The sequence below is a fragment of the Micromonospora sp. NPDC005220 genome (assembly GCF_040607895.1).
Taxonomy (GTDB): Bacteria; Actinomycetota; Actinomycetes; order Mycobacteriales; family Micromonosporaceae; genus Micromonospora.
The window spans coordinates 1-11,901 of sequence record NZ_JBEXHP010000146.1 but is presented as its reverse complement, the minus strand read 5'-3'; the positions used below and the strand labels follow the sequence as shown (position 1 = coordinate 11,901).

Genomic DNA, 11,901 nt, shown 5'->3' with positions numbered 1-11,901 from the left:
CGGGCGCCGACGAGTGACGGCCTGCGCAGCGATCGACGGCCTGCCGAGCGACGCGCACTCCCCGGCGTGACGCCGCCGGCCCCGGACCGCGCAGGGCCCGCCGACCCCGCAGACCCGACCGCACCGGTGCCGCCGCGGTCGGGACAGGTCGACCGGCTGGCCTCTACGGTGATCCGCGACGCACCGGCTGCGTACGCGAGGATGACCGGTGCGCGCGCGACGTCAGAAGGAAGCAGACGAGATGAGCGATCAGGCGCCCTCGGCGCGGCCGGTGCGGATCCTGCTCGCCGACGACCAGCCGCTGCTGCGGACCGGGTTCCGGATGGTGCTGGGCGCCGAGGGTGACCTGGACGTGGTGGCGGAGGCCGGTGACGGCGTGGAGGCGGTGGAGCTGTCCCGCCGGCTGCTGCCCGACGTCGTGCTGATGGACATCCGGATGCCCCGGATGGACGGGGTAGCGGCGACCCGGGCGATCGTCGACGCCCGACTGCCGGTGCGGGTGCTGGTGCTGACCACCTTCGACCTGGACGAATACGTGGTGGGCGCGTTGCGGGCCGGCGCCAGCGGGTTCCTGGCCAAGGACGTGCCGGCCGAGGACCTGGTCGCGGCGATCCGCACCGTCGCCGGCGGGGACGCGGTGGTGACACCTCGGATCCTGCGGCGACTGCTGGACCGCTTCGCCGAGTTGCTGCCCGACCCGGCTGCGACGCCGTCGGCGGCGCTCAACGCGCTCACCGACCGGGAGCGAGAGGTGCTCGTGCAGGTGGCCCGGGGGCTGTCCAACGCCGAGATCGCGACGGTCCTGTCGGTGAGCGAGACCACCATCAAGACCCACGTCGGGCACGTGCTGACCAAGCTGCGGCTGCGCGACCGGGTGCAGGCGGTGGTGCTGGCGTACGAGTCGGGGCTGGTCCGCCCCCGGGCGTAGCCGAACCGGCCCGGGTACCTCACCGGGCGTACTCGAAGATCCCTCCGTGGGGGGACGGCTGCCGTTGCCATCGTCACCTACCGTGACCGGAGATGGTCCGGTCCGGTTGACCCTCCTGTGGCGTCAGGTGGAAGTGTCGGTGCTGCCACCCGCCGCCGAGTGGGGAAAAACGGTCGACCGGCCGTCAGGTCAGGGGCAACCCTGATCCGACATAGGGGTGCACCCGCAGCGGGAAATCCGCGCCAGGTCCCCCCAGGGTCGGACGGGGCAGGCGGAAACAGCACCGATGATTGAACAGTCGCGTCGGACCATCGGGGGGCGGCGTGCATTTTCGGACAGACGGAAGAGGTAGATGACGTGACCGCGACGGTAGGCCAGCAGGCGCAGGCCGCGGCCCAGGCGAACGACGTGTGGAAGGTGTACGGCAGCGGCGAGGCTCAGGTCATCGCGCTGCGGGGGGTCAGCGCCGAGTTCGAACGTGGCCGCTTCACCGCGATCATGGGCCCGTCGGGTTCCGGCAAGTCGACGCTGATGCACTGCCTGGCCGGCCTGGACTCGGTGACCCGGGGGACGGTGTCGATCGGTGAGACGACTGTCACCGGGCTGGGCGACGCGGGGCTGACGAAGCTGCGGCGCGACAAGGTGGGCTTCATCTTCCAGCAGTTCAACCTGCTGCCGACGCTGACCGCCAAGGAGAACATCCTGCTGCCGCTGTCGATCGCCGGGCGCAAGCCGGACCCGGCCTGGTACGACACGGTGATCGAGACGGTGGGTCTGCAGGACCGGCTGGACCACCGGCCGGCGCAGCTCTCCGGTGGGCAGCAGCAGCGGGTGGCGTGCGCGCGGGCGCTGGTCTCCCGCCCCGAGGTGATCTTCGCGGACGAGCCGACCGGCAACCTGGACTCGCGCTCCGGCGCGGAGGTCCTCAACTTCCTGCGTAACTCGGTCCGGGAGCACGGCCAGACCATCGTGATGGTCACCCACGACCCGACCGCCGCCGCGTACGCCGACCGGGTGGTCTTCCTCGCCGACGGGCAGATCGTGTCGGAGCTCATCGAGCCGACCGCCGAGACGGTGCTGGACACCATGAAGAAGCTGGACACGCCGGCCGAGGTGGGCAACTGATGTTCCGCGCGACGATGAAGAGTCTGCTGGCCCGCAAGGTCCGGCTGATCCTGTCCGGCCTGGCGGTGGTGCTCGGGGTGATGTTCGTCTCCGGCGCGTTCGTGCTCACCGACACGCTGGGCCGGTCCTTCGACTCGGTCTTCGCCGACGGTTTCTCCGAGATCGACGTGAACGTCGCGGCGAAGCCGAAGATGCAGGTCAACGAGATGGAGGGCGAGCAGACCGTCACCCCGCTGCCGGCCTCCCTGGTGGACCGGGTGAAGCAGGTGCCGGGCGCGGCCTCGGCGACGGGCGTGGTCAACGCCGACGGCGCCCGGGTGATCGGCAGCAACGGCAAGGTGGTCACCTCGTTCGGCCCGCCGCAGTTGGGCGAGAACTGGACCGGCGAGAGCGAGCTGCTGCGGCTGCGCGAGGGGCGCGCGCCGCAGGCCGAGGACGAGATCGTCATCAACAAGGCGTTGGCCACGGCCGCGAAGGTGCAGGTCGGCCAGAAGGTCGGCGTGCTCACCGCGTTCGAGTCGAAGAAGCGGGAATTCACCCTGGTCGGCGTCGTCGGTTACAGCGGTGACCGGGACTCGATCGGCGGGGTCAACGAGGTCTTCTTCACCACGCCGGTGGCGCAGCGGCTGATGCTGGGCGAGCCGGACGTGTTCAGCAGCGTCACCGTCCAGGCCGCCGACGGGGTGTCCGACGAGAAGCTGCGCGACGACGTGGCCCGCACCCTGGGCGCGGACTTTGAGGTGAAGACCGGCGAGCAGGTGGCCGCGGACGCCTCGGCCAGCCTGAAGGAGGGCCTGTCCTTCTTCAACAAGATCCTGCTCGGCTTCGCCGCGGTGGCGCTGCTGGTGGGCACCTTCCTGATCCTGAACACCTTCTCGATCATCGTGGCGCAACGGACCCGGGAGTTGGCGCTGATGCGCGCCATCGGGGCCAGCGGCCGGCAGATCATCGGTTCGGTGGTGCTGGAGGCCATCGCGGTCGGGTTGATCGCGTCGGTGCTCGGCCTGGCGGCCGGCATCGGAGTGGGCGCGCTGCTGGCGTTCCTGTTCGGCAAGCTCGCCGGTGGCCTCACCCTGGCCGGGATCGGGGTGCCGGCGGCGGCGGTGATCGGTTCGTTCGCCGTCGGTCTGGTGATCACCGTGGTGGCGGCGTTGCTGCCGGCGCTGCGGGCGTCCCGGATCCCGCCGATCGCGGCCATGCAGGACGTGGCCACCCCGGACCGGCCGTTGACCAAGGTCACCGTGGCCGGGGCGCTGGTCACCGGCGTCGGCGCGGTGCTGCTGTTCCTCGGGCTCAGCGGCAACGCCGGGGGCCAGACGCTGTCGACCATCCTCGGTGGGGTGCTGTTCGCCTTCATCGGGGTGGCGCTGCTGACCCCGCTGATCAGCCGACCGGTGGTGAGCCTGCTCGGCGCGATCTTCTCCTGGTCGGTGCCGGGCAAGCTGGGGAGACTCAACTCCGGGCGCAATCCGCGCCGCACCGCGATCACCGCCGCCGCGCTGATGGTCGGCATCGCGCTGGTCACCGGCGTCACGGTCATCCTCGACTCGGCCAAGGGCAGCATCTCAGCGCTCGCCCAGGACACCATCAAGGCCGAGTTGGTGATTGCCGGGCAGCAGGGCGGCCCGCGTCCGCCGACCTTCGACCCGGGCGTACTGGACCGGGCCAAGGCCCTGCCCGGTGTGCAGCTGGTCGACGGCGAGTACGGCGACATGGGCCGGATCGACGGCGAGCAGACCTGGGTCGCGGTGAGCAGCGACCCGGCGTCGCTGCGGCAGATCTTCGGGGCGAAGCCCACCGCTGGTGACATCGACCGGATCGGGCCGACCCAGATGCTGGCCAGCTCGGACACGGCCACCTCGCGGGGCTGGTCGGTGGGGTCGACGGTGAGCGTGCAGCTGACCCGGGGCGAGGCACGCACCTACACGATCAGCGGCATCTACGAGTCCTCGCAGCTGACCAACCCGGTGACGCTGCCACCGGCGGCGGCGAAGGACTTCGCCATCCCGCAGCCCATCCAGGGCTTCATCCAACTGGCCCCGGGCACCCGGGTGGCCGACGTCCAGCCGCAGGTGGAGGCGTTGCTCGCGGACAGCCCCGAGGTGTCGGTGGCCGACCGGGACGCATTCATCAAGCAGCAGACCAGTTCGCTCGACGGGCTGCTCACGATGATCCAGATCCTGCTCGCGCTGGCCATCGTGATCGCCGTCCTCGGCATCATCAACACCCTGGCCCTGTCGGTGCTGGAGCGGACCCGCGAGCTGGGTCTGCTGCGGGCGATCGGCCTGCGCCGGTCCCAGACCATGGGCATGATCACCGTGGAGGCGGTGGTGATCTCGGTGTTCGGCGCGCTGCTCGGCGTCGCGGTGGGCACCGGCCTCGGCGCCGCCGTGGTCGAGGCACTCAAGGACGAGGGCATCACCGACCTGATCCTGCCCTGGGGGCAGATGGGGGTCTTCCTCGGTCTCGCCGCCATCATCGGTGTGGTGGCCGCGGTGCTCCCGGCCGTCCGGGCGGCCCGGATCAACGTCCTGGGCGCCATCGCCCACGACTGACGCTGTCACAGGAAGGGGCCCCGTCGCGGGGCCCCTTCTGCGTCTGTCAGGCAGCGGCCCGATCGGTCAGCAGCGCCGCGAGCAACTCCAGGTCCGCGCCGGTCAGGCTCTCCACCTGGTGTACGCCGACAGTGCTCGCCAGCGCCACCTCCGCCGGTACGGCCAGCACCGCCGCGCCCGAGGCGAGCGCGCTGGCCACCCCGGTCGGTGAGTCCTCGATCGCCACGCAGCGCTCGATGGGCGCACCCAGCCGTCGGGCCGCGGTCAGGTACGGCTCGGGGTGCGGTTTGGCCGCCACCACCTCGTCGCCGGCGACCACCGTGTCGAAGTTCTCCCGACCGAGGGTGTCCAGGGCGATCTCGACCAGCGCCCGAGGGCTGGAGGTGACCAGCGCGGTAGGAATTCGGGCCGCGCGGACCGCGCGCAACAGCTCGAAGGCTCCGGGCCGCCAGGGCAGACCGGCGCGGAACAGTTCCAGGATCCGGGCGTTGATCCACGCCGCGCTGATCTCCGGATCCCGTTCGGGCTGCCCCAGGTCGTCGTGCAGGATGCGCATCGACTCGGCCATGGCGGTGCCGATGATCGCCTGGCGGGCGTCGGCGGAGAGCTCACCGCCGTACTCCTGCGCGAGTTCCTGCAACGCGACGTCCCACAGCTTCTCGCTGTCGACCAACGTGCCGTCCATGTCGAAGAGCACGGCGGCGGGGTGATGGCTGCTCAGCGGAACCTCCAGGGTCGTGACCGACACCGGCGATCCTGCCAGCACCTGCGGGGCCCGGTGGCGGCAACGGGCGGCAGGGTGATCCGGGCAACCCCGCTCAGCCCAGATCGCACTCCTTCAGCGAACCCTCGTACCCCCGGAAGAACATGTCGGTGCGCTGCTCGGCGGTGCCGTGCGCCCCCTCCGCGAACCACGGCTGGTCCGGGTCGTCGCCGACCGCCGCCACCCCCTCCCGGAACTCGTCCAGGTCACCTTCGGCGAGGGTCAGCGCGCCCGAACGCACCGAGTCGCCGAGGTACGCCCCGGCCATGCAGTCGGCCTGCAACTCCTGCTGGATGGTGAAGCTGTAGTTGATGCCGAGTCGCACCTGAATGGCGTGCGCGTACTCGTGCCCGAGCAGGTAGAACACGAACGCGTCGCCGACCTGCCGGAACGCCGCCACCGACCAGGCGACGTCGTACGCGATGAAGTCGCCCCGCGAGCAGTAGACGGCGTTGTTGCGGGGCAGCGGCTGGCCGCCACAGGACACCTCGCCGTCCCGCTGGTACGGGGTGATCCGCCGGATCGGTTGGAACCGCTGCCCGGATTCCTTGAACTGGGCCGCCCAGTACCGTTCGGCGACCGCCTGCGCGTCGGCGACGTCCTGCTCGAACTCGGCGACGCTTGTGGTGCTGTCGGCCCGGGTGGTGCTCGGCCCCGGCGAGGCGGCCGGCGGGTTCGCCCCGGGGCGCTCGGCCTCCGGCTCGGCCAGCCCGCCGCCGGCGCAGGCCAGCGACACCAGGGCGGCGATCAGCAGACCCGCCAACGGGCCCCGCGCGTCGCGTCCGAACCGTGCCCCCACTGTGCCTCCCCAGACGTCGGTGGCGCTGGCTGTACCCCGACGATACGACCGCCACGCCCACCACCGGTTCCACGCACGAGGTGGCCGGACGGTTCACCCTGTGGCCCCTGGCGGGCAGTGGCGCAACGAGCTCGGGTGGGCTGGGGTGAGAGCACCCTCGGCCACCTACGTCACCGCCTCAACCACCTGATCAACAACCGGCTTCGCCGTTCGTACGGTCAGTAGGGTCGCTCAACCGCCCGACTCCCGACCGCGATGCCAGGTGTCACCCTGGTCGCCGTGCCGCTCGGCCTCGTACCGCTGCTGCCGCACCCGAGCGTCCCGCCCAGCCCCACTGTCGAAACCGACGCCGCCCGCCTCCCGGCCCCGCCGTACGAGAACACCCCAAGCCACACCCGCCACCACCACAAAAACCCCGACCACCACCCACACCACCGTCATCCCGCCAACCTAGGCCCCACCCACCACCCCGGACCTCGGTGATCATGAAGTTAGCGTCATCCCGCTCGGCGTGTCGTGACGCTAACTTCATGATCACCGGTTCGGGTGGGGGCAGACCCGGGGTGGGGATGTCCGGGTGGGGGGCTGAGGTTCGACGTTTCCGGTGAGCGGTGCCGGGGCGGCACCGGAGACAGGAGGGCCACTGTGAAGTACATGATTTTGCTCTACGGGTCGCAGCAGGACTATGACGTGCTGTCGGGGCGGGCTTCCGACCGGCCGGCGATGTCGGCCGAGCAGATCGCGGCGATGCACCAGCACATGGAGACCTTCCACCAGGCGCTGGCCGAGTCCGGTGAGCTGGTCGACGCCCGGGGCCTGAGCGAGCCGGTGCACGCCCGCCGGGTGCAGGTGCGCGAGGGGGCACCAGTGGTCACCGACGGCCCGTACCCGGAGACGCAGGAGGTCCTGGCCGGCTACACCATCGTGGAGTGCGCCAGCTTCGACCGGGCCACCGAGATCGCCGCCGGTCTGGTCGACCCGGACGCCCCCGGTGGGTACGTGGACGTGCGCCCGGTGCTCGACGGTGTCGAGGACCTGGCCGGCTGACCCGGTGCCGGAGAATCCCGCCGAGGACCTGCTGCGCGAGCTGGCGCCGCAGGTCCTCGGCGCGCTGGTCCGCCGCTACGGGCACTTCGACACGGCCGAGGACGCGGTGCAGGAGGCCCTGATCGCCGCGGCGGACGGTTGGCCGCGCGACGGCGTACCGGAAAACCCGCGTGGCTGGCTGATCACCGTGGCGTCCCGTCGGCTGACCGACCTGCTGCGTCGTGAGCAGGCCCGGCTGCGGCGGGAGGACACGGTGGCCCGCTGGGTGTTGCCGGAGCAGTGGCGCTCCCCCGCCGCCGACCGTCCATCGGCGGACGCCGACGACACGCTGATCCTGCTGTTCCTGTGCTGCCATCCGGCGTTGTCGGCGGCGTCGCAGATCGCGCTCACCCTGCGGGCGGTGGGCGGGCTGAGCACCGCCGAGGTGGCCCGCGCGTTCCTGGTGCCGGAGGCGACGATGACCCGGCGGATCAGTCGGGGCAAACAGCGGATCCGCGACAGTGGGCTGCGGTTCGCGCCACCCACCGGCCCGGAGCGCGCCGAACGGCTCGCCGCCGTGCTGCACGTGCTCTACCTGATCTTCACGGAGGGGTACGCCCGCACGGCCGGGCCCGGGTTGCTGCGCGCCGACCTGACCACCGAGGCGATCCGGCTGACCCGCCTGGTGCACCGGCTGCTGCCCGACGACCCGGAGGTCACCGGGCTGCTCGCGTTGATGCTGCTCACCGACGCCCGTGCCCCGGCGCGGATCGGCCCACACGGTGAGCTGGTGCCGATGGCAGAGCAGGACCGCGCCCGGTGGCGGGCCGACCAGATCGCCGAGGGGGTCGAGCTGATCACCGGGGCGCTGTCGCGCGGGGTCGTCGGGGCCTACCAGCTCCAGGCGGCCATCGCGGCCGTACACGATGAGGCACCCAGCGCGGCGGCCACCGACTGGGCGCAGATCACCGCCCTGTACGAGGTGCTGCTGGGGATGTCCGACAACCCGGTGGTGGCGCTCAACCACGCGGTGGCGGTCGCGATGAGCCGGGGCGCGCCGGCCGGGTTGGCGCTGCTCGCCGATCTGGCCAACGACCCTCGGCTCGCCGACGACCCGCGACTGCCGGCCGCCCGCGCCCACCTGTGGGAGCTGGAGGGTGAGCGGGTCGCGGCGCGGGAGGCGTACCGGATGGCTGCGGCGCGCTCGACGAACCTGGCGCAGCAGCGCTACCTGAACGCCCGCGCGGAGCGTCTCACCGACGACCCGCCGCCCGCCGGCTGAGCCGGCGGGCCGCGCGGGTCACGGGCTGAGCCGGCGGGCCGCGCGGGTCACGGGCTGGCGGCCAGGAAGACGAAGGCAGCCATCAGCACCAGGTGTACGCCGCCCTGCAACACGTTGGCCCGACCGGGCACCACGGTGAGTACGGCGGTCACGGCGGTGAGCGCGAGCAGGGCGAGCTGGGTGCCGCCGAGGCCGAGCAGCAGCGGGCCGTCCAGCCAGATCGAGGCGATCGCGATGGCCGGGATGGTCAGGCCGATGCTGGCCATCGCCGAGCCGAGCGCGAGGTTCAGGCTGATCTGCACTCGGTCGCGGCGGGCGGCGCGGGCGGCGGCCAGGGTCTCCGGCAGCAGCACCAGCAGGGCGATGATCACGCCGACGAAGGCGTGCGGCAGGTTCGCCGCGGCGACGCCGGCCTCGATGGTCGGGGAGACGGTCTTGGCGTCGCCGACCACCGCGACCAGCGCCACCAGCAGCAGTGCCAGGCTGACCAGCGCCGCGCGGGTCGTCGGGGGCTTGGCGTGCTCCTCGGCGTCTATCACCTGGCCGCGGCTGTCGACCGGCAGAAAGTAGTCGCGGTGTCGGCCGGTCTGCACGAGCACGAAGAGCCCGTAGAGCGCCAGCGAGGCGACGGCGGCGAAGGCGAGCTGGGCCGGGCTGAACTCCGGGCCGGGCCGGGCCGTGGTGAAGGTCGGAATGACCAGACTCAGCGTGGCCAGGGTGATCACGGTGGCCAGGGCCCCGCCGGTGCCCTCCGGGTTGAACACCGCGACCCGGCGGCGCAGCGCCCCGAGCAGCAGGGACAGGCCGAGTATCCCGTTACAGGTGATCATGACGGCGGCGAAGACGGTGTCCCGGGCGAGCGACTGGGTCTTCTCCGGCCCGCTGATCATCAGCGTGACGATGAGGGCGACCTCGATCACGGTGACCGCGACGGCGAGCACCAGCGACCCGTACGGCTCCCCCACCCGGTGGGCGACCACCTCCGCGTGGTGCACGGCCGCGAGCACGGCCCCTCCCAGCAGCACCGCGACCACCACGATGATCGGGCCGGGCAGGTTCCGCCCCCAGGTGACGATCAACACCAGGACAGCGAGCACGGGTACGACGAAGGTCCAGTCGGTCATGCGGGAGCGAAGCAGGGCGGCCATGCCGTACAGACTGCCAGGTCAGGTGATCATGTGCCCACCATCGACGCGCGAACCTGCCGTGTCGGGAAGTCCACATCCGTGCCGAGCGAGCGCCACAGCCAGGGGCTGGTCGCCGCAGCCGGCTAGGGATCGAGCTCCCGCCGCAGCTTGGCGAACTCGGCGGTCAACGCCGGCAGTGGGAAGTGCGCGTTCAGGCCGCTGGGGTTGGGCAGCACCCAGACCCGGGCCGGGCCCAGCCGGTCCGGCTGCGGACCCAAACCGGCCCGGGGCCGGGCGAAGGCGATCCGGTACGCGGTCACCCCGAGGATGGCCACCCACCGCGGCCGGTACCGCTGCGCCTTCACCGCCAACCCCGTCACGCCGGCCACCAGCTCCGCCGGGGCCAGTTCGTCGGCGCGGGCGGTGGCCCGGTTGCTCAGGCTGGTGATGCCGAGGCCGTGGCGCAGCAGCTCGTCGTGCTCCCACGGGTGCAGCTCCCGGTCGGTGAAGCCACCGCCGTGCAGGGCCGGCCAGAACCGGCTGCCCTTGCGGGCGAAGGGCAGCCCCACGGCGGCCGAGTAGAGGCCCGGGTTGAAGCCACAGAACAGCACCCGCAGGCCGGGGCGGATCACGTCCGCCAGGCCCCGGCCAGCCGCCGCCGCCACCTCCTGCGGGGTCGGCCGCCGAAACGGCCCCGCCTGCTCCGCGCCCATCTGAGAGATCCTGCCGTACGCCGGGGTGTCGGACCCGGCGCACGCCGACGATCACGCCTTGACACCCTGAACGCATGCAGTCAACCGACCACCTCGCTGCCAGCCGCTACGCCCGGATGCGATGGAACACTCCGCTGTCGCAGGAACACGCGGCGTTGCTGCTGCAACGACTCGACGTCCGCCCCGGCGCGCGCGTGCTCGACCTCGGCTGCGGCTGGGGTGAGCTGCTGCTGCGGGCGGTCGCCGCCGGAGGCGTGTCCGGCCCGGTCGCGACGAGGGGCGTCGGCGTCGACACCGACGATGCCGCGCTCGCCCGGGGGCGGCGGCTGGCCGCGGGGCGATCCCTGAACCGGCACGTCGCCTTCGTGATGGGGGAAGCGGCGGCCTGGCAGGAGCCCGCAGACCGGGTCCTCTGCATCGGCTCGGCGCACGCCTTCGGCGGCACCGAGGCCGCCCTCGACGCCCTCACCGCGGTGGTCCGGCCCGGGGGCCGGCTGCTGTTCGGTGAGGCGTACTGGGAGCGGTCCCCCAGCATGGAGGTCGAGCAGATCTTCGGAGCGGGGATCACGGATCTGCCGGGCCTCGTCGAGGCCGCCCGGGAGCGCGGCTGGCGGGTCCTGCACGTGAGCACCGCCGACCAACGGGAGTGGGACGATTTCGAGTCCACCTGGCTCGCCGGACGGCAGGAGTGGCTGCTGACGTACCCGGAGGATCCCCGGGCGGCCGACGTCCGCGCGGAACTCGACGACCGGTTGCGCCAGTACGTCGGTGGTTACCGGGGTGTCCTCGGCCTCGCCTACCTCGTCCTCGGCCGCTGACGGTCCCGGTCGCGACCACTGTCGCCGTTGACGCCGCTGGCTACGCTGCGCCTTGCGTAGCGGTCCGCCGTACCGGTCGGAGAGCGAGCCTGACGTGTCTGATACCCGGACGTCCCCGGACTCTCGTCTCGCCCTGCACTGGCGAATCCTCATCGTGTTCGCCTGCACGGTGCTGGCGTGGCTGTTCCTCTACCACGGCGCGCTGCTCGGCCGTGAATACGACCGCCCGACCCATGTGGCCAGGGCCATCCTCACGACGGTGCTCGTCGTCCCCCTTGTGGTGGCCGCTCGTCGCCTGCTCGACCGTCGCCCCTGGACCGGTCTCGGGCTGCCCTCCCTGCGCACCGGCTGGCGACGACTGCTGCTCGGCATGGCCTGCTGGCTCATCCCCGCCGCCGTCGGGTTCGCGCTCTGCCTCGGCTTCGGTTGGGTCGAGATCCGCCTGCGCGCCTCCGCGACGGACGCGCTGGGCGTGGCGGCGCTGCTGGTCGTCCTCGTCTTCCTGTACGAGGCGCTGCCGGAGGAACTCGTCTTCCGCGGCTACCTCCAGCGCAACCTCGCCACCCGGTTGCCGGCCTGGCAGGCCGTCCTCGGACAGTCTGAGCTTCCCCCGCTTTGATGGAGGGGTGGTTACCTGCTGCCGGTCGGTGCAGGGGTGACGATATCTGGGTCGGTCTGGCTGGTCTGTTGGTGGTGCCAGGCGGTCTCGTACTCGTCGGGGCTGAGGTCGCCCAGTTCTTTTTGGATGCGGCGGGTGTTGTACCA

At 71.9% G+C, this 11,901-nt stretch carries 12 protein-coding genes; 7 read left to right on the top strand and 5 right to left on the bottom strand.

Going from position 1 to position 11,901, the window contains the following annotated elements; translation table 11 throughout:
- The first annotated feature begins 241 nt into the window (after positions 1–241).
- The 3 genes from ABZU52_RS29740 to ABZU52_RS29730 all read left to right on the top strand — a co-directional run bounded on the left by ABZU52_RS29740 (position 242) and on the right by ABZU52_RS29730 (position 4,608).
- Positions 242–928 carry a response regulator transcription factor gene (locus ABZU52_RS29740; RefSeq protein ID WP_354974267.1) on the top strand — a complete coding sequence of 229 codons (687 nt, stop codon included), beginning with the start codon at positions 242–244 and terminating at the stop codon, positions 926–928.
- 357 nt (positions 929–1,285) lie between these two features.
- Entirely contained in the window at positions 1,286–2,053 is a 768-nt protein-coding gene (locus tag ABZU52_RS29735; RefSeq protein WP_354974266.1) for an ABC transporter ATP-binding protein, read from the top strand.
- The gene (locus ABZU52_RS29730) at positions 2,053–4,608 is read left to right on the top strand and encodes an FtsX-like permease family protein (RefSeq protein WP_354974265.1); all 2,556 of its coding nucleotides are present in this window, start codon (positions 2,053–2,055) and stop codon (positions 4,606–4,608) included. The genes ABZU52_RS29735 and ABZU52_RS29730 overlap by 1 nt, the downstream gene beginning before the upstream one ends.
- Before the next feature lie 46 nt (positions 4,609–4,654).
- Here the strand turns inward: ABZU52_RS29730 and ABZU52_RS29725 are convergent, their stop codons facing one another.
- From ABZU52_RS29725 to ABZU52_RS29715, 3 genes are all read right to left on the bottom strand, one after another.
- Positions 4,655–5,305, bottom strand: a complete 651-nt coding sequence (locus tag ABZU52_RS29725) for an HAD family phosphatase (protein WP_354974268.1) — start codon at positions 5,303–5,305, stop codon at positions 4,655–4,657.
- 121 nt (positions 5,306–5,426) lie between these two features.
- The gene (locus tag ABZU52_RS29720) at positions 5,427–6,170 is read right to left on the bottom strand and encodes a neutral zinc metallopeptidase (protein ID WP_354974264.1); all 744 of its coding nucleotides are present in this window, start codon (positions 6,168–6,170) and stop codon (positions 5,427–5,429) included.
- A 231-nt stretch (positions 6,171–6,401) separates the two neighbouring features.
- Positions 6,402–6,611, bottom strand: a complete 210-nt coding sequence (locus ABZU52_RS29715; protein ID WP_354974263.1) for a hypothetical protein — start codon at positions 6,609–6,611, stop codon at positions 6,402–6,404.
- Between the two features lie 213 nt (positions 6,612–6,824).
- On the opposite strand from ABZU52_RS29715, the gene ABZU52_RS29710 reads away from it, so the two are divergent.
- On the top strand, positions 6,825–7,217 hold the full coding sequence (locus ABZU52_RS29710; protein WP_238680394.1) for a YciI family protein: 393 nt from the start codon (positions 6,825–6,827) through the stop codon (positions 7,215–7,217).
- Positions 7,195–8,478 carry a DUF6596 domain-containing protein gene (locus ABZU52_RS29705; RefSeq protein ID WP_354974262.1) on the top strand — a complete coding sequence of 428 codons (1,284 nt, stop codon included), beginning with the start codon at positions 7,195–7,197 and terminating at the stop codon, positions 8,476–8,478. Before ABZU52_RS29710 ends, ABZU52_RS29705 begins: the two co-directional genes overlap by 23 nt.
- Before the next feature lie 47 nt (positions 8,479–8,525).
- On the opposite strand, the gene ABZU52_RS29700 is transcribed toward ABZU52_RS29705, so the two are convergent.
- Positions 8,526–9,626, bottom strand: a complete 1,101-nt coding sequence (locus ABZU52_RS29700; protein ID WP_354974261.1) for an ionic transporter y4hA — start codon at positions 9,624–9,626, stop codon at positions 8,526–8,528.
- A gap of 122 nt (positions 9,627–9,748) precedes the next feature.
- Positions 9,749–10,318 (bottom strand): G/U mismatch-specific DNA glycosylase, encoded by a 570-nt coding sequence (gene mug, locus ABZU52_RS29695; protein ID WP_354974260.1) that lies wholly within the window; start codon positions 10,316–10,318, stop codon positions 9,749–9,751.
- A 74-nt stretch (positions 10,319–10,392) separates the two neighbouring features.
- Between mug and ABZU52_RS29690 the strand changes: the two genes are divergently transcribed.
- Positions 10,393–11,136, top strand: a complete 744-nt coding sequence (locus ABZU52_RS29690) for a class I SAM-dependent methyltransferase (RefSeq protein ID WP_354974259.1) — start codon at positions 10,393–10,395, stop codon at positions 11,134–11,136.
- 94 nt (positions 11,137–11,230) lie between these two features.
- Positions 11,231–11,755: a CPBP family glutamic-type intramembrane protease gene (locus ABZU52_RS29685; RefSeq protein WP_354974258.1), complete on the top strand. Its 525-nt coding sequence runs from the start codon at positions 11,231–11,233 to the stop codon at positions 11,753–11,755.
- Positions 11,756–11,901: the final 146 nt, after the last annotated feature.

Excerpts from the sequence above, each read along its gene's own strand:
- ABZU52_RS29740 (WP_354974267.1), top strand. The coding sequence starts at position 242 with ATGAGCGATCAGGCGCCCTCGGCGCGGCCGGTGCGGATCCTGCTCGCC.
- ABZU52_RS29730 (WP_354974265.1), top strand. The coding sequence starts at position 2,053 with ATGTTCCGCGCGACGATGAAGAGTCTGCTGGCCCGCAAGGTCCGGCTG.
- ABZU52_RS29715 (WP_354974263.1), bottom strand. The coding sequence starts at position 6,611 with ATGACGGTGGTGTGGGTGGTGGTCGGGGTTTTTGTGGTGGTGGCGGGT.
- ABZU52_RS29710 (WP_238680394.1), top strand. The coding sequence starts at position 6,825 with ATGATTTTGCTCTACGGGTCGCAGCAGGACTATGACGTGCTGTCGGGG.
- ABZU52_RS29700 (WP_354974261.1), bottom strand. The coding sequence starts at position 9,626 with ATGGCCGCCCTGCTTCGCTCCCGCATGACCGACTGGACCTTCGTCGTA.
- mug (WP_354974260.1), bottom strand. The coding sequence starts at position 10,318 with ATGGGCGCGGAGCAGGCGGGGCCGTTTCGGCGGCCGACCCCGCAGGAG.
- ABZU52_RS29690 (WP_354974259.1), top strand. The coding sequence starts at position 10,393 with ATGCAGTCAACCGACCACCTCGCTGCCAGCCGCTACGCCCGGATGCGA.